Annotated in this window: 13 protein-coding genes and 1 tRNA gene; 11 read left to right on the plus strand and 3 right to left on the minus strand. The window is 76.5% G+C overall.

Annotated features, from left to right (window positions below):
* Positions 1-94: 94 nt before the first annotated feature.
* Complete coding sequence (locus ACZ4U4_RS17745) at positions 95-1,273, plus strand: glycosyltransferase (RefSeq protein WP_467874787.1); 1,179 nt, start codon at positions 95-97, stop codon at positions 1,271-1,273.
* 85 nt (positions 1,274-1,358) lie between these two features.
* The gene (locus tag ACZ4U4_RS17750) at positions 1,359-2,678 is read left to right on the plus strand and encodes an NAD(P)-binding domain-containing protein (RefSeq protein WP_467874790.1); all 1,320 of its coding nucleotides are present in this window, start codon (positions 1,359-1,361) and stop codon (positions 2,676-2,678) included.
* 84 nt (positions 2,679-2,762) lie between these two features.
* Here the strand turns inward: ACZ4U4_RS17750 and ACZ4U4_RS17755 are convergent, their stop codons facing one another.
* Positions 2,763-3,188: a hypothetical protein gene (locus ACZ4U4_RS17755; protein WP_467874792.1), complete on the minus strand. Its 426-nt coding sequence runs from the start codon at positions 3,186-3,188 to the stop codon at positions 2,763-2,765.
* Positions 3,189-3,431: 243 nt separating this feature from the next.
* Here ACZ4U4_RS17755 and ACZ4U4_RS17760 point away from each other — a divergent pair, with 243 nt between their 5' ends.
* Positions 3,432-4,832, plus strand: coding sequence for a tetratricopeptide repeat protein (locus tag ACZ4U4_RS17760; RefSeq protein ID WP_467874794.1), 1,401 nt, complete (start codon positions 3,432-3,434; stop codon positions 4,830-4,832).
* 22 nt (positions 4,833-4,854) lie between these two features.
* On the opposite strand, the gene ACZ4U4_RS17765 is transcribed toward ACZ4U4_RS17760, so the two are convergent.
* Complete coding sequence (locus tag ACZ4U4_RS17765) at positions 4,855-5,448, minus strand: histidine phosphatase family protein (protein WP_467874797.1); 594 nt, start codon at positions 5,446-5,448, stop codon at positions 4,855-4,857.
* A 288-nt stretch (positions 5,449-5,736) separates the two neighbouring features.
* On the opposite strand from ACZ4U4_RS17765, the gene ACZ4U4_RS17770 reads away from it, so the two are divergent.
* From ACZ4U4_RS17770 to ACZ4U4_RS17800, 7 genes are all read left to right on the plus strand, one after another.
* Positions 5,737-6,654 (plus strand): phosphatase PAP2 family protein, encoded by a 918-nt coding sequence (locus ACZ4U4_RS17770; RefSeq protein WP_467874799.1) that lies wholly within the window; start codon positions 5,737-5,739, stop codon positions 6,652-6,654.
* Positions 6,563-7,891 (plus strand): hypothetical protein, encoded by a 1,329-nt coding sequence (locus ACZ4U4_RS17775; RefSeq protein WP_467874802.1) that lies wholly within the window; start codon positions 6,563-6,565, stop codon positions 7,889-7,891. The genes ACZ4U4_RS17770 and ACZ4U4_RS17775 overlap by 92 nt, the downstream gene beginning before the upstream one ends.
* The gene (locus ACZ4U4_RS17780; RefSeq protein ID WP_467874804.1) at positions 7,882-9,426 is read left to right on the plus strand and encodes a hypothetical protein; all 1,545 of its coding nucleotides are present in this window, start codon (positions 7,882-7,884) and stop codon (positions 9,424-9,426) included. Before ACZ4U4_RS17775 ends, ACZ4U4_RS17780 begins: the two co-directional genes overlap by 10 nt.
* Positions 9,423-10,802, plus strand: a complete 1,380-nt coding sequence (locus tag ACZ4U4_RS17785; RefSeq protein ID WP_467874807.1) for an AAA domain-containing protein — start codon at positions 9,423-9,425, stop codon at positions 10,800-10,802. Before ACZ4U4_RS17780 ends, ACZ4U4_RS17785 begins: the two co-directional genes overlap by 4 nt.
* A gap of 80 nt (positions 10,803-10,882) precedes the next feature.
* Positions 10,883-11,260, plus strand: coding sequence for a hypothetical protein (locus ACZ4U4_RS17790; protein WP_467874810.1), 378 nt, complete (start codon positions 10,883-10,885; stop codon positions 11,258-11,260).
* Between the two features lie 251 nt (positions 11,261-11,511).
* Positions 11,512-12,153: a bifunctional DNA primase/polymerase gene (locus ACZ4U4_RS17795; protein ID WP_467874812.1), complete on the plus strand. Its 642-nt coding sequence runs from the start codon at positions 11,512-11,514 to the stop codon at positions 12,151-12,153.
* Positions 12,154-12,222: 69 nt separating this feature from the next.
* Positions 12,223-12,296, plus strand: a tRNA-Lys gene (locus ACZ4U4_RS17800).
* A 68-nt stretch (positions 12,297-12,364) separates the two neighbouring features.
* Here ACZ4U4_RS17800 and ACZ4U4_RS17805 read toward each other — a convergent pair.
* Positions 12,365-13,606 carry a M6 family metalloprotease domain-containing protein gene (locus tag ACZ4U4_RS17805; protein WP_467874814.1) on the minus strand — a complete coding sequence of 414 codons (1,242 nt, stop codon included), beginning with the start codon at positions 13,604-13,606 and terminating at the stop codon, positions 12,365-12,367.
* Between the two features lie 371 nt (positions 13,607-13,977).
* Here ACZ4U4_RS17805 and ACZ4U4_RS17810 point away from each other — a divergent pair, with 371 nt between their 5' ends.
* Entirely contained in the window at positions 13,978-15,801 is a 1,824-nt protein-coding gene (locus tag ACZ4U4_RS17810) for a putative bifunctional diguanylate cyclase/phosphodiesterase (protein WP_467874817.1), read from the plus strand.
* Position 15,802 lies beyond the last annotated feature (1 nt).

Raw genomic sequence — 15,802 nt, forward strand, 5'->3', positions numbered from 1 at the left:
GAAGCCCGCACCGGAAAAGCACGGTGCGCCGTGGTCACCGCCCGCCGCCCATGAGACCCGCCCAGAGGCCCCCGGGCCCGTAAGGAGGTAACCGGTGAAAGTCCTGCACCTCGTCACCGGACTGGAGGTGGGCGGCGCCGAGCAGCAGCTGCGGCTGATGCTGCCCCGGCTGCCGTACCGCTGCGACGTCGTCAGCCTGAGCGGCGACGGGCCGGTCGGGGACGGCATCCGCGCCGACGGCGGATCCGTCCTCGCCCTGGACGGGCCGCCCGGCCTGCCCCGGCTCGTCCGGCTGATCCGCCGCGGCGGCTACGACGTGGTCCACACCCACCGCTACCGCGCCTGTGTCACGGGCCGGATCGCCGCCCGGCTGGCCGGTGTCCGGGGCGTCGTCGCCACCGCCCACACCCTGGGCGCGACGGAGATGGACGGCCGTCCGCTGACCCGCCGTGCCCGCGCCCGCTACCGGCGCACCGAGCGGCTGGGCACGGCGACGGTGGCGGTCTCGGCGCCCGTCGCCGACCGGCTGCGCCGCCTGGGCGTCCCCGGGGAGCGCATCGAGACGCTCGCCCCGGGGGTCGACGCGGACGCCTTCCGGTACGACCCGGCCGCCCGCGCGGCGGTCCGCGCCCGGCTGGGGCTCGCGGCCGACGCGTTCGTGGTCGGGGGCGCCGGGCGGCTGGTGCCCGGCAAGCGCTTCGACGTGCTGATCCGCGCGGTGGCGCAGGTGCCCGGCGCCCGGCTGGTGCTGGCCGGGGACGGGCCGGAGCGGGCGGCGCTGCGGCGGGCCGCCGATCAGTTCGGCGTGGGCAACCGCGTCCTGCTGCCGGGCGCCTGGCACGGGGGCGGCGGTGCGGACGGCGACCCGGGGCTGCCCGCGCTCTTCTCGGCGCTCGACGTCCTCGTCGCACCGGCGCCCGCGCAGGCGTTCGGCACGGCCGTGGTGGAGGCGCTGGCCGCGGGGCTGCCGGTGATCCACACCGGGTGCCCGGCCCTCGACGGGCCGGCCGGGGAGATGGCGCCCGGGGCCCGGCGCACCGGCGCCCGGTCGCATCAGCTGGCCGCCGTGTTGCGCGAGGAGCGGCTCGTGGCGCCGCGGCGGCTGCCCCCGCCGCCCGTGGTGGCGCACTACGGGGCGGACCGCGCCGCACGGGCGCTGGCCGCGCTCCACGAGCGGGCCGCCGGGTACCGGGCACCGGCCGCGGGCGCCGGGGTGCCGCAGCCCGCCGCGCCCCCGGAGACGGCCGCGTCGGACCCGTCGCTGACGGGCTGACGCACCGGGCACCCCACCCCGACGCCGCGGCCCGTACGGCGCCGCACCGACGAGAACCGCACGACGAGAAGGAGCAGGATCTTCCATGGACGACCTCGTGGTGGTGGGCGCCGGCCCCTACGGACTCTCGATCGCCGCGCACGCGGCGGCGGCCGGGCTGCGCCCGCGGGTCCTGGGCCGGCCGATGGCCGCGTGGCGGGACCACATGCCCGGCGGTATGTATCTCACCTCCGCGCCCTGGTCGTCGGACCTGTCCGACCCGGCGGGCACGTACACCCTGGCCACGTACTGCGCGCAGGCGGGCATCCCGGTGCGGGAGGGCGTGCCGCTGCCGGGCACCGTGTTCACCGCGTACGGCCGGTGGTTCGGCGAGCGGGCGGTGACGTCGGAGGTGGAGGAGCGGGCGGTCACCGCGGTGCGGCCGGACGGCGGCGGCTTCCTGGTGGAGTGCGCGGACGGGGAGCGGATCCGGGCCCGTACCGTCGCGCTGGCGGTGGGCGCGGTGCCGTTCGCGCGCCGCCCGGAGCCGCTGTACGGGCTGCCCGCCGCGCTCGCCTCGCACAGCAGCGACCACCGCGATCTGTCCGGGTTCGCCGGGCGGGACGTGACGGTCGTCGGGTGCGGTCAGTCGGCGCTGGAGACGGCGGTGCTGCTGGCCGAACTGGGCGCGCGGGCCCGGGTCGTGGCGCGGGCCGGGCGGATCCACTGGGAGGACGCGCCGCCGTCCCTGGACCGTCCGTTCCCGGCCGCGCTGCGCGCCCCGCACAGCGGACTGGGCACCGGGTGGACGCACTGGCTGCGGGCCGAACTGCCCTGGGCGGTGCGGTGGCTGCCGGCGGGGGCCCGGGGCCGGGGCGCGGCGCAGCCGCCGCGGCCGGCCGGGGCCTGGTGGCTGCGGGACCGGTTCGAGACCGCCGTGCCGGTGCTGACCGGCCACCGGGTGCGCGCCGCGGTCCCCGGGGACGGCGCCGTCCGCCTCGAACTGGCCGCCGCCGACGGCCGGTCCACGGTGGTGGAGACCGAGCATGTGATCGCGGCGACCGGGTTCGTCCCGGACCTGCGGCGGCTGCGGCTGCTCGATCCGCGGGTGCGCGAGGGGCTGCGGACCGTACGGCCCGGCCGGGCGCCCGAGCTGAGCGGGCTCTTCGAATCGTCCTGGCCGGGGCTGTTCTTCGCGGGCCCGCTGGCCGCGGCGTCGTTCGGCCCGGCGATGCGCTCCGTCTACGGCACGGCGTTCACCGCGGGGCGGCTGCTGCGCGGGGTGCGGCGGCGGCTGGGCCGGGGGCCGGGCAGCCTGGCCATCCCGCGTCCGGCGCCGGGCCGGACCGCGCCCGCCGCACCGCCCCTGGAGCGGACGCCGTGCGGTGCGGCGTACGCCGACGAGGCGGCGCAGCCCGCCGGCTGACGGCGCACGACCGATTCTGCGCGCCCTGGCGCCGCCCCCGTACGCCGGGCGGCGCCGGGGCGTTTCCGCTGCCCCGACCGGGTGTCAGCGGCACCGGTCGACGGCCTCGATGGTGCGGGCCGCCTCGCCCAGGGCGGCGCGCAGCACGACCGGGTCGGTGGCGTCGCCGTACGCGCCCTCGGGCGGCACCAGCCAGCCGGTGCCGGTCACCGGCGGCTCCGGCGCGTCGCGGCCGACGGCCCGGTCGGCTCCGCGGCCGAACGTCCGGGTGCAGGCGCTGCCGGGCAGGTCCCAGCGTTCGGCGGTCCCGGCGGGCACCAGGAAGCCGAGGGTCTGGCAGGGGCCGTCGTGCAGGACCGGGCCGACGCCGTCGCGCAGCCGCAGGATGTCGACGGCTTCGAGCCCCTGCCGGGCGGGCACCGTGACGAGGTCGCAGAACGGAGCGCGATCAGGTGGCTCCCCCGCCTCGGCGCACCTCGTGCCGCCTTCGCCCACACCGGACTTCCGCACGGAAAACCCCTCCTTCTGAACTGCTGGGTATCGACACCGTGTCCAACGGCGTGACCCGTCAACAGCTACGGCGCCGGACCGCCGCAAAGGATGGCAGTTCATGGCGGATCGTGGGCGAGATATCCGTTTTGTAGCCATACCCTCCGTATCGCCGCCGTCACAGCCGGTACGGTCGTGCCGCCGCTCCGCCAGGAAGCGGCCTCGCCGCAGAGAGGGCACGGAGAGGGCACGGAGAGGTCCGCCATGACGTCGCCAGCAGCGCGTTCAGCGTCGTCCCGCACCGTCCCCGCCCGTCCGAACACCGCCTTCCGGCAGCTGCGCGGCAAGCTGTCGCCGGGCGAGTTCGCGGCGGCGGTCCGACGGTCCGCCCGTGAAATCGGCGAGCAGGTCTCGTGCGACGCCCGCTACGTGGGCCGCGTCGAGTCCGGGGAGATCCGCTGCCCGAACTACGCGTACGAGCGCGTGTTCCGGCACATGTTCCCCGGACTGTCGCTGTCCGACATGGGGTTCGCGGCGCGCGAGGCGGTACGCGGACGGGGGGCGCGTACGGCGGCGGTGAGCGCCGCGCCCCTGGCACCCGAACCCGACCACCGCGATACCTGTATCCAGAGCTGCGAGGAGAGCGACGTGCTGCGTCGCGTGTTCATCACCGGCGGCCCGGCGGCCGCCCTGGGCATCGCCGCCCCACCCGCCTTCGCCGTCCCCGCGCCCCGGCCGGCCCCCGGCGGCCGTCCCGGCGCCGCCGAGGCCACCGCCCTGGAGGACGCGGTCCGGCAGATCCGGCTGCTCGACGACCGGTACGGCGCGGACGAGATCTACCACCGCGCGACGGCGCCGCTGCACTCCGCCTACGCGCTGCTGGACGCGGGCGCGGAGCGGCGTACGGTCGCCGACCGGCTGCACCGCGGCGGCGGGGAGCTGGCCCTCTCCGTCGGCTGGCTGGCGCACGACTCGGGCCGCTTCGAGGTCGCCCGCTCGCACTACGCCGAGGCGCTGGCCACCGCCCGGGTCTGCGGCGACGCGGCGCTGGAGGCGCACGCGTTCTGCAACTCCGCCTTCCTCGCCCGGGACGCCGGGCGCCCGCGCGAGGCGGTCCGCGCGGCACAGGCCGCCCAGCGGGCCGCGCGGCGCCTCGCCTCGCCCCGGCTCCAGTCGCTGCTGGCACTGCGGGAGGCGGGCGGGCTGGCGCTGCTCGCCGACCGCTCCGGCTGCGAGCGCGCGCTCTCCCGGGCCCGGCGGTTCTTCGGGAGCGGGCCCTGCGACCACGACCCGGAGTGGATGAGCTTCTACGGGGAGGCCGAGCTGGAGGGCCTGGAGGCGCAGTGCTGGACGGCACTGGGCGACGGGGGGCGCGCGGTGAGGCACGCACGCCGGGCGGTGGCGCTCCAGAAGCCGCACTTCACCCGGAACATCGCGCTGTTCACCACGGAGTTGGCGGCCGATCTGGCGGCCGACGGGTCCCCCGAGGAGGCGGGCGCCACCGGGAGCCGGGCGCTGCGGCTGCTGGGGCAGGTGAAGTCCTCGCGGATCCGCGCGATGCTCGACTCCACCGCCCGCACGCTGCGGCCGCACCGCTCCGTCAAGGAGGTCGCCGCCTTCCTGGAGCGGCACGCGGCGCTCCCGGCGCCCCGCCGGATCTGCTGACCCGCCACGGGTCCGGGCGCCGTCAGCCCAGGTGCCCGGTGTCGTTCCAGCGCTCGATGGCGGGCTCGCCGTAGGCCCACCCCAGGACCGACAGGGACGTCGGGTCGAGGCGGATACGGGCGCCGAACGCGACGTCCAGACCGAGCCAGCGGGCGCCCAGGGAGCGCAGGATGTGGCCGTGCGCGAAGACCAGCACCTCGCGGTCGGCTGCGCGCACCCACTCGATGACGCGGTCGGCCCGCGCGGCGACCTCGGCGAGCGTCTCGCCCTCGGGGACGCCGTCGCGCCACAGGAGCCAGCCGGGCTGCCGCTCCTGGATCTGCGCGGGCGTCAGCCCTTCGTACGCGCCGTAGTCGACCTCCATGAGGGCGTCCCACTCCTCGGCGCGGTCGCCGAAACCGGCCAGCTCACAGGTCTCCTTGGCGCGCCGCAGCGGGCTGGTGCGCACCTCGACGCCGGGCAGCCCGTCCCAGGGCGCGCGGTGCAGCCGCTCGCCCAGGAGCTTCGCGCCCGTGCGCCCCTCCGCCAGGAGCGGGATGTCGGTGCGGCCGGTGTGCCTGCCGGAGAGGGACCACTCGGTCTGTCCGTGCCGGGCCAGGAGGATGCGCGCTGCCATGGGGGCCGTACCTCTCGCCGATCTCTCGGCTGTCGTTGCAGGTGGTGCAGGTGGTGCGGGGTGCGCCGCGGCGTCGTCGCCGTACGGGCGGGCGCGGGCACGGCACCGGGCCCGCGCGCCCCGCGGACATTCCATCATCGCGTACCGGTCCGTCGGGGGCCGGGCCACCCCGGGCGGGACCGGTGCGGAACCCCAAGCCATACAGCGTATGGTGGACGGTCGCCGGATCCACCGGCGGGGCAGTGCGGTGGCCACCGCACCCGAGAAGCACGACGAAGAAGGTGCGCGATGGTGAGCGCAGCGCCCCGCACGGCGGCCCGGCCCGGCCGCCCCCGGTGGTGGACCGAACTCCCGCTCCTGGCAGCGGTCTACGCCGCGTACTCCGCGGGCCGCCTGCTGGCCCGGGGCGACGTGACCACCGCCGCCGGGCACGGCACCGCCCTCCTACGGGTCGAACGGGCCCTCCATCTCACCCCGGAACCGGCGCTGAACCGGCTCTTCACCCAGGTCCCGGTGGTCGGCGTGCCCGCCGCGTACGCCTATGCGGCGCTGCACTACGTCGTCACCCCGGCGGTCCTGGTGTGGCTGTGGCGACGGCGGCCCGCGCACTACCGGGTGGCCCGCAGCCGGCTGCTGACCGCCACCCTCATAGGACTGATCGGTTTCACTCTCTTCCCGACCGCACCGCCCCGGCTGCTCGACGCCGGGCAGGGCTTCGTGGACGGTATGGCCCACTACGCCGGTTACGGCTGGTGGGGCGCCGAGGCGAGCGCGCCGCGCGGTCTGGGCGGGCTGACGAACCAGTACGCGGCGATGCCGAGCCTCCATGTGGGCTGGGCGCTGTGGTGCGGGGTGGTCGGGTGGCGGCTGGCCTCCTCCCGGGTGGTGCGGGCGCTCGCCGTGGCCTACCCGGTGGCCATCGCCCTGGTGGTGATGGGCACCGCCAACCACTACCTGCTGGACGTGGTGGCGGGCGTGGCCGTCATGGGCGTGGGCGCCTGGCTCACCGGCCCGCTGCTCCGGCTCGTCGACGCCGTACGCGAGCGCCGTGGCGCCGCCGCGCGGCGCGGGACGGCCGGGGGCGTTGTCGGTGCCGGATGCGAGACTTCGCCGGGTGAACGTTTTCCGCGACAGCCCACCCGCGGCGGACGCCGCGCCGAGCGCCCGGCCGACGCCGTCCCCGAGCCTGCGGCAGCGCCTCACTGAGCTGCGCGGGCCGGGCATACGCCCCCGCGCGCTCGACGCCCGGGCGCTCGCCGCGCTGGCCGCCAACCCGGGCTGCCGCCGCCGCGCGCTGCTGGACGGCGCGGGCGTCGACAAGGCCGCCCTGGCCCAGGCCCTCGGCTCCCCCGCCGGGCACGGCCAGTCCCGGTTCGCCCTCGCCCGGGGCAACAGCTTCGAGGCCCGCGTCAAGGCGGACGGCGGCGCCGAGCTGCTGCGGCTGCTGCACGCCCGGCTGCCGTCCGGCACCCCCGCGCCCGAGGAGGGCGAGGTCGCCGCGCCGGATCTGACGGCCGCCGGCCCCGAGGGCCGGTCGGCCCGTACGGCGCTGGCGCTGCGGGAGGCCACGGCGGCCGGCGGCTGGACGCTGCTGGACCATCCGCTGCTCGCGGTCGAGGTCGCCGGTTCGCCCGCCTATGTGGAGCCGGACGCGGTGGTGGTCCGCCCGGACGGCGTCTGGACGGTCGTGGAGATCAAGTCCTTCCCGATGATCGACGGCGCGGCGGACGCCGCAAAGGTGGGCGCGGCGGCCCGGCAGGCGGCGGTCTACGTCCACGCCCTGGAGACCGTCGCCGCGCAGGTCACCGCCCACGGGGAGCGTCCGGCCCGGGTCGGCGAGCGGGTGCTGCTGGTCTGCCCGCAGGACTTCTCCAACCTCCCCACGGCCGCCGCCGTCGACATCCGCAAGCAGCTCGCCACCACCCGGCGGCAGCTGGCCCGCCTCACCCGGGTCGAGGAGATCGCCGCCGCGCTGCCCCCGGAGACCACCTTCGACCTGCGCCTCGCCGACGACGGCCGGACGGCGACCCGCCCCGCGGCGGAGCTGGCCGACGCCGTCGAGGCGGTCGACGCGGCGTACGCCCCCGAGTGCCTGGCCGCCTGTGAGCTGGCGTTCCACTGCCGTGGCCGCTCCCGTGAGCAGGGCGCCGTGGAGACCCTGGGCCGCGGCGTCCGCGGCGAGCTGGGGTCGCTGCGGACCATCGAGGAGGTGCTGGCCGCGGCCGGCGCGCCGGCGGCCGGCGCCCCCGGGTGCGGCGCCGGACCGGAACGCCCGGCCGCCCCGGAGCACTCCCCCACGGACCCGGCCCCGGAGGACGCCGATCCGGCCCTCGCCGCGCTGCGCCGCGCCGCCCGGTTGCGCGCCGAGGCGCTGGCCACCGCCGCGCCGCCCGTGCCCGTCCCCCGTACCGCCCCCGGAGCGGAGGATCCGGTATGCCGCTGATCGAGACCCTGGCCCGGATGGAGGCGGCGGCCGCCGGTGCGGCCCGCCCGCTCACCACCGTCCGCCACCGCCATCTCTCCGACCGCCCCCTGGTGTGCGTCCCGCTGACGACGGCGGGCGAGGCCGGTGCGCCGCTGGGCGCCCTGGTCGGCACGGACCGTGAGCGGCCGATGCTGCTGACGGTGGCGCAGCCCCGCGACCGCGATCTGCGCTTCGCCTTCCTCGCCGAGCTGGCCGACGCGGTGCTGCCGTATCTGGACGGCTTCGCCGACGCCGTCGGCCACGAGGAGCGCAAGGAGACCGACCCGGAGACCGGCCGGAAGGTCACCGTCCAGGTCGAACTGTGCGCCGACGCCCCGCAGCTGCTCGTGCCGTCCGCCGCGGGCGTCGCGTACATGCGGCTGCTGGGCCGCTCGACCCGGTTCCGGCGGACGGCCGAGCAGGACCCCGAGGCGCCGTACCCCGCGCCGCCCCGGGTGCCGCTGCTGGGCCGCTGGCTGACCCACCTCGGCGAGCGCGCCCGGGTGCCGGGCTCCTGCCTGCTGCTCTCCATGACGGAGCTGCTGACCCGCCACTGGGCGACGGGCCAGAGCGCCCTGGAGGACCAGCACCTGGGCGCCCTGCTCGCCTGGATCGACCCGCCCGAGGGGCTGTCGGGCCGGGCCGCCGCCGAGCACGCGGAGTCGGCGCGCGGCGCGGACGGCATCCTGCACTGCCCGCCCGCCGGCCCCGCCACCGACCCGGCGTTCGACAACACCCTGCTGGCGCCCGCGATGGCCCGGTACGACGCGGGCGCGGACGGCGCCGCCGAGGAGCTACGGGAGCTGATCGCCGGTCAGCTCCGGCCCACCTGGGACGCGGTCTGGCGCGGCTGGGACCTGCTGCGCGCGCTGCCGCCCGGTGGCCACGTCGCCGACCGCTGGAAGCGCGACCGCTGGTCGTACACCGCCCACCGCGACCGGGTGCGCGCGGGCGAGCCGCCGCAGCCCAAGCGGGACGACGCGGTCACCGCCGCCCGCAAGCTCGCCTCCCGGGAGACCGCCCAGGCCCAGCTGGACGCCCAGGAGGCGCTGGACGACGCGCTGGTGATGGCCGGCCGGCGGCTGGCCGGGGAGGCGTTCGCCGGGGAGGTCACCGCCGTCGAGGAGGCGTTCTCCGAGGGCCCGCGCCCGATGCCGCGCCCCCTGGTGACGCTGCGCACCACCGACACCCCGCTGCTCACCGACGGCGCCCGGCTGCACCGCCCGCTGCCCGACGGCAAGGCGCAGAGCGCGGTGTTCGTGGCGTACGAGGAGGGGGCCGCGGGCAGCCTGACGGTGCGGCTCACCGGCGGCATGGGGCGGGGCAAGGTGCCCGCGCCCGGTTCGGTGCCCGAGCCCGGTGAGACGATGTGCTGGACGCTGTTCGAGCACGCCCCGCGCGGCGGCCCGCAGCTGCCGGAGCCCGAGGACACCCCGTGGACGCACGGCGGCCCGCCCGCCGCCGCACCCGAGGGTGACGCCCCCGACCCGATGACCCCGGAGGACTTCCTGTGACCGGCGCCCCGTGGACGACGCGCGCGGCCCCCGGGCCGGGCGGCCCCGAGCCGTTCGACCCGGGCGCGGCGGCCACCGCCGCGACGGACGCGATCCTCCACGACACCCTGCACAGCACCCGTCCCGGCGTGGTCGTCGACTCCCCGCCGGGCGCCGGCAAGTCCACCCTGGTGGTCCGCGCGGCCCGGGAGCTGGCCGCGGCCGGGCACCCGCTGATGATCGTCGCGCAGACCAACGCCCAGGTGGACGACCTGGTGCTGCGGCTGGCCGAGAAGGATCCGCAGCTGCCGGTCGGGCGGCTGCACGGCAGCGAGCCGGGCACCGTCGACCCGGCGCTCGCCGCGCTGCCCGAGGTCCGCGCCTCCGCGAAGATCGGCGACCTCGCCGGGATGGACGTCGTCGTCTCCACCGCCGCGAAGTGGGCCCACACCAAGGTCGAGCAGGGCTGGCGGCACGCGATCGTCGACGAGGCGTACCAGATGCGCTCGGACGCGCTGCTGGCCGTCGCCGGGCTCTTCGAGCGGGCGCTGTTCGTCGGCGACCCGGGGCAGCTGGACCCGTTCAGCGTGGTCGGCGCCGAGCAGTGGGCCGGTCTCGCGTACGACCCGTCGTCCAGCGCCGTCGCCACGCTCCTGGCGCACAACCCCGACCTGCCGCAGCACCGGCTGCCGGTCTCCTGGCGGCTGCCCGCGTCGGCGGCGCCGCTGGTCTCCGACGCGTTCTACCCGTTCACCCGCTTCCGCAGCGGCACCGGCCCCGGCGACCGGAGCCTGGCGTTCGGGGCGGCGGGCGACGGCTCGGGCGTCGACCGCGTCCTGGACGAGGCCGCCGCCTCCGGCTGGGGCCTGCTGGAGCTGCCCGCCCGGCACACCCCGCGCACCGACCCGGAGGCGGTACGGGCGGTGGCGCTGGTGGTGCGGCGGCTGCTGGACCGCGGCACGGTCGCCACCAGCGAGCGCGGTCCGGACCCCCAGCCGGTGACGGCCGCCCGGATCGCGGTCGGCACCGCCCACCGCGATCAGGCCGCCGCGGTCCGCGCGGCCCTCGCCGAGCTGGGGGTGGGCGGCGTCGTGGTCGACACCGCCAACCGCCTCCAGGGCCGCGAGTACGACGTCACGGTGGTGCTCCACCCGCTCTCCGGACGCCCCGACGCCACCGCCTTCCACCTGGAGACCGGCCGCCTGTGCGTCCTCGCCTCCCGCCACCGCCACGCCTGCATCGTGGTCTGCCGGGCGGGCGTGGCCGAGCTGCTGGACGAACACCCGTCGACGGATCCGGTGCAGCTCGGCGTCACGGTGAAGTTCCCCGACGGCTGGGAGGCCCACCACGCCGTGCTCGCCCGGCTCGCGGAGCACCGGGTGGGGTGGCGGCCGTGACGGCGCCGCGCGCGGTGGCCCCGCGCCCTTGCGCGGCGCGGGAGAATGGAATGCGGCACTCGAACCCTGGAGGTATGTCCATGTCCGAGCCGCGACCGGCTCCCGACCCGCGCGGCGCGGCGCCCCGGCGCCTGCGGCCCGCGCCGTTGCTCTTCGAACCGCCCGAGGCCACGGCGGATCCCGAGCACTTCTTCGACCTGGAGTCGATAGCGGATCCGCATGAGCTGCTGAGCCGCTCCACGGAGCTGGCGCTCGCCTTCCGCGCCGCCGCCGACCGGGCGACGGAGTTCCAGGCGCTGGCCGCCGCACAGCTCGCCGACCCCAAGCGCTTCGACCGCCTGACGTCGGCAGCCCTCGCCGAGCGCGCGGAGTGGACGGAGGACTACGCCCGCAAGATGGTCGAGTTCGGCCGGAGCCTGATGCGCGACGGCGCCGCCCGCCCCGACGGCGGCGACTGACCGGCACGGCCGCGGGCCGGGCCCACCGGGCGGCCCGGTGCCGGGCCCGTACCGGCGCGCTCCCCCCGGGGGGCGACCGCCCCGTACGGGCCGCCCGTGAGGCTCCGGGAACGCCCCGGGACCCCGTCCCACCGGGGTCCTCCATGAGCCCACGGCATATGCGCGAGGGGAAGATACCCCTTACCGACCCGTAGTGTCCCGGTTTCGGAAATCCACCGCGGAGACCCCTGCGCGTCGGTAGACCTGTCCCCATGAGCGACTGGCAGTCCGACACCTCCTCCGCCCCGGCCTCCCCGGGCTTCCCCACCGCCTCGTACGTCACCCTGGCCGGCGCCGACTGGCTGGCCTCCGCCAGCACGCGTCCGGGGGCCGTGCGCGCCCTGTGGGCGCAGCGGCCCACCGCGCCGAGCGTGCTGCCGTGCGGCACCGCCTTCGACGTGATCAACGCGCCCGCGCTCTTCGGCCGCCGGATGGTCGACCGGCTCTGGTCGGACGGCCCCGGCTCCGGCCCCGTCGCCGCCCACCAGGGCCGGATCCTGCTCTTCGCCGCCCCCGGCTCCGCGCAGCGGCTGCCCGCGCTGCTGGAGTGGGAGGAGTGGGCGGCCGCCGTGCCACCGCTGCTCTGCCACGGCAGCGGGGACGCGGTGACCGTCCCGCCGCTGCACCCGGGCGCCGGCCCGGCGGGCGGCGCCGCACCGCCCGCCACCCGGTGGCTGGTCGCCCCCGACGTCCGCTCGCCCTGGCTGCCGGGGCCCGACGTCCTGCTGTGGGCCTGTGTGCGCGCCGCCCGCACGGAGACCGGCGCCGGGTACGCCACGGTCCCCGAGTACCCGGTCCGGGCGGCCGCCGGCGGGGCCCCGGAGCGGGCCGCCACCGCGCTGACCTCCCACTGAGCCTCCGGCCGCCGGGCCGCCGATTTTTCCCCTCCCCCTTCCGGGTGCTAAGGTCTTCCACGTCAGCAGGCGCCGCTAGCTCAGTTGGTTAGAGCAGCTGACTCTTAATCAGCGGGTCCGGGGTTCGAGTCCCTGGCGGCGCACAGACAGGCAAGGCCCTCACTTCGGTGAGGGCCTTCGTCGTATCTGCGGGGCGTGTCCGCGGGGCGGCTCAGGCACGGGTGACCCGGACCGTCCAGTCGCCCGCCGGCGTGCGTCCCTCGACCTCCACGCGTACGCCGTCGGCGGTGTCGCGCAGGCTCTCACCGACGCCGAGCGGGGCGTCGGCGAGCGGCGGATGGACGGAGGTGCCGGCGCAGGCGGAGGTGGCCGGGTGGCCGTCGAGGACCTGGACGGGGCCGGAGCCGGAGGCGACGGAGGAGCGGACGCGGTAGACGAGGACGCCCTCGCGGCAGAGCGTCCGGTCGTTGCCGCTCGCGTCGCGCGCCTCGACGGCGAGGGCGGTGTCCCGTCCGGTGCGGACCACCAGGAGCCGGGAGCGGCGTTCGTCGCCGGGCTCCATGGGGGCGGACAGCGGACGCAGGGTGTGCCAGCCGGTGCCGGTGAGTCCGGCGCAGTCGACCTGGTTGTCGGTCAGCCAGCCGAGCTTCCACCGGTGCCAGCCGAACGGGTCGGGGGCCAGCCCGAACTGGCTGCCCATGAGGTCCCAGTCGCCGACATAGGTGTCCCAGTCGCCCTTGCCGCGCTCGGGGCGGTGGTAGAGGTCCGGCAGGTCGAAGACGTGGCTGGTCTCGTGGGCGAGGACGTTGCGGTCCGGCGGGTTCTGCTCGAAGACCGTGACGAAGCGCCGCAGGTCGGTGTGGTCGGCGCGCATCGGCTGGTCGAGGTTGACGACCTTGGTGGCGTCCGAGTCGACGCCGGGGGCGTCCGGGTCGGCGACGAAGTAGACGATGTCGTAGCGGCTGTAGTCGATGGTGGGGTCGGCGGCGGCGACCGCGTCGCGGAGGTAGGCCGCCCGGCTGTCGGTGGCCCAGTCGCGCCGTATCCCGTAGTCGGTGGAGCGGTGCGGCATCCGTACCCACTTCTGGTGGAGGTGCGGGCGGAGCCGGAACTTGCCGTACGAGGCGTGGTCGAAGAAGCGGGAGGTGGCCGGGAAGTAGTTCCGGGCGAGTTCACCGGCGCCGGCGACGGGGGTGGAGTCGGGGAACGAGAGGAAGATCATCACCGCGTCGAGCGTGCCGCGCGGGCGGGGGTAGGCGGAGTTCCAGGTGTCCAGCCCCTCGGAGTGGTGGACGTCGGTGCGGCCGAGGGCGCACGAGAGGGTGGCTTCCGAGGCGGTGGCGGGACCGGCGACGATGGAGGTCGCTATGAGTGCGGTCAGCGAGGTGGCGACCGCGACGACACGGCGCAGCCGACGCGGTTCGGCCCTGTCGGGCGGCTGGGGGCGCACCACATCGACCTCCGGGGACGGGATTCGGACACCCCTCCCACCCTGTGGTGATTTAAAGCTGTTCGTCCTGTTTCCGCGGCCGGATGAGTGAGCGGCACCCCACCGCTGCTCCGTCACGGAACGTCACACGCGTCCCTCGCGTCGTTTCCGGCGGACTCCGACGAACACAGCCGGGCAGAATTGGCTGAACTTCCGTCACCCGTGCCGATGATCACGGCGCTGTCGCTGGCTCGTCCGCCGCGGCAGCCTCTATGATCGCCACACTTTCCAGCGCGGATTCCCCCCTCCGTCACGAGACCAGCGCCATGCGGGAGCGAGCAGTGAGCGGACACCCCGACAGGCCGGGCCGCACGCCCGGAGTGACGCTTGACTCCGTGACGGAGCGTAAGGGTACGACCAACGAATCCGGTGTACGGGCCGAGCGCACCGCGGGCCGTCTCCCGGCGCTCGCCCACGAGGGCCCGGCCACGGCGTTCGGCGACTACCGCGCCGCGTTCCACACCGCCCGGCTGCCGATGGCCCTGCTGGACGGCGACGGCCTGATCATCGCGGCCAACCCCGCCTTCGGCGAACTGCTCGGCACCGCCCCGGCACAGCTCACCTCGGCCGCCGCCGCGGACCTCGCCGACCTCGGCTCCGACCCGCGGCTGTGGACCGCCTACCGCGAGGTGCTGTGCGGCCGCAGCGACCGGCTGCGCTGCACCCGCCGCCTCAAGCACCCGGCGGGCCAGACCCTCTGGGTGGAGGTCGGCGTGGAACCGCTGCCGGACGGCGCACGGTTCCTGCTGACCGTGGCCGACAGCAGCGACCGGCACGATCTGCTGGCCCGGGTGCGGCATCTGCAGATGCACGACCCGGTGACCCGGCTGCCCAACCGCGCGCTCTTCTTCGAGCGGCTGTCCTCGGCGCTGGAGGCCGCGTCGTTCGAGCCGTCGGGGACCGGCCGCATCGGCCTGTGCTACCTCGACCTCGACGGTTTCAAGGCCGTCAACGACACGCTCGGCCACCGCGTCGGCGACCGGCTGCTGAGCGCGGTGGCGCAGCGTCTGAGCCGCTGCGCGGAGCGGACCGGCGTCCGGGGCGACGACCCCTCGCGCGGCCATCTGGTGGCCCGGCTCGGCGGTGACGAGTTCGCGCTGCTGGTGGAGAACTCCACCGGCACCGACCAGGTGGCGGAGCTGGCGCAGTGTGCGCTGGACGCGCTTCAGCAGCCGTTCGACCTGGCCGGGCAGCGCCTTTCGGTGTCGGCCAGCATCGGCGTGGTCGAGCGGACCGCGGCGGGCACGACGGCCACCGGTCTGATGCAGGCGGCGGACACCACGCTGTACTGGGCCAAGGAGGACGGCAAGGCGCGCTGGACGCTCTTCGACCCCGAGCGCAACGCCCACCGGATGACCCGTCAGGCGCTGTCCAGCACGCTGCGTCCGGCGGTGGACCGCGGCGAGTTCACCTTGGAGTACCAACCGCTGGTGGGGCTGGGCGACGGGCGGGCCGAGGGGGTGGAGGCGCTGGTGCGCTGGCGTCATCCGCAGTTCGGCACGCTGGCGCCGAATCGGTTCATCGCGCTGGCCGAGGAGAACGGTTCCATCGTCGAACTGGGCCGCTGGGTGCTGGAGACCGCCTGCCGTCAGGCCCGCGCCTGGCAGCTGGAGCGGCCCGCCGCCCGGCCGCTGTTCGTCAGCGTCAACGTGGCCGTGCGCCAGGTCTGGGACTCCGACCTCGTCGCGGACGTGGCCGGGATCCTCGCGGCGACCGAGCTGCCGCCGGAGCTGTTGCAGCTGGAGCTGACCGAGTCGGCGGTGATGGGTTCGGCCGGGCGTCCGCTCCAGGCGCTGCAGGCGCTGAGCGACATGGGCGTCCGGATCGCCATCGACGACTTCGGCACCGGCTACTCCAACCTCGCCTACCTCAGCCGGCTGCCGGTCTCCGTCCTGAAGCTCGACGGCTCGTTCGTCAGCGGTTTCCGGTCACAGGAGCATCCGAATCCGGCCGATGAAACGATCGTGGAGGCGCTGGTCGCGCTGGCGCACCGGCTCGGGCTGACGGTCACCGCGGAGTGCGTGGAGAGCGCCGAGCAGGCGGCGCGGCTGCGGCGGATCGGCTGCGACACCGGCCAGGGCTGGCTCTACGCCCGGCCGCTGGCCCCGGAGCGGATCACCGCCCTGCTCGACGCGGACGGCCGCACCGACGACTTCTGAC

It is taken from the genome of Streptomyces sp. NPDC029159 (genome assembly GCF_055564055.1).

Bases quoted from the DNA above. Each gene is read 5' to 3' on its own strand.
- ACZ4U4_RS17750 (WP_467874790.1), top strand. From the start codon at position 1,359: ATGGACGACCTCGTGGTGGTGGGCGCCGGCCCCTACGGACTCTCGATC.
- ACZ4U4_RS17760 (WP_467874794.1), top strand. From the start codon at position 3,432: ATGACGTCGCCAGCAGCGCGTTCAGCGTCGTCCCGCACCGTCCCCGCC.
- ACZ4U4_RS17765 (WP_467874797.1), bottom strand. From the start codon at position 5,448: ATGGCAGCGCGCATCCTCCTGGCCCGGCACGGACAGACCGAGTGGTCC.
- ACZ4U4_RS17770 (WP_467874799.1), top strand. From the start codon at position 5,737: ATGGTGAGCGCAGCGCCCCGCACGGCGGCCCGGCCCGGCCGCCCCCGG.
- ACZ4U4_RS17780 (WP_467874804.1), top strand. From the start codon at position 7,882: ATGCCGCTGATCGAGACCCTGGCCCGGATGGAGGCGGCGGCCGCCGGT.
- ACZ4U4_RS17790 (WP_467874810.1), top strand. From the start codon at position 10,883: ATGTCCGAGCCGCGACCGGCTCCCGACCCGCGCGGCGCGGCGCCCCGG.
- ACZ4U4_RS17795 (WP_467874812.1), top strand. From the start codon at position 11,512: ATGAGCGACTGGCAGTCCGACACCTCCTCCGCCCCGGCCTCCCCGGGC.